The organism is Bradyrhizobium sp. BRP56 (assembly GCF_020194035.1).
Classification (GTDB): domain Bacteria; phylum Pseudomonadota; class Alphaproteobacteria; order Rhizobiales; family Xanthobacteraceae; genus Bradyrhizobium; species Bradyrhizobium australafricanum.
The window spans coordinates 1-251 of the sequence record NZ_JADYVV010000265.1 but is presented as its reverse complement, the minus strand read 5'-3'; the positions used below and the strand labels follow the sequence as shown (position 1 = coordinate 251).

Below are 251 nucleotides of genomic sequence, written 5' to 3'. Positions count from 1 at the left end.
AATGCGGCGTGCCGCCGTCGAAGTTGCCGGCAAAGTTGGCGCTGGTGCTGATCGGCGCGCCCGTCAGATTGGTCTCGTCCAGCGTCAGCTGACCCGCAACCGCCGCCGTCGGCGTGCCCAGCGTCGGGCCGTCGTCGTGGATCGCAAACACCCCGCTGCCGAGGTCGATGCCCTTGGTGACGTGATCGCCGTCGGCGTCGGTCACCGTCTGGTTCAGCAGCAGCGTGTTCGCCGCCGTCGTCAGGCTCGCC

At 69.3% G+C, this 251-nt stretch carries 1 protein-coding gene; it reads right to left on the bottom strand.

From position 1 onward, the window contains the following. Positions 1-251: hypothetical protein (locus I6F38_RS43680; protein WP_225164752.1), on the bottom strand; the 251-nt coding region annotated here is incomplete at both ends.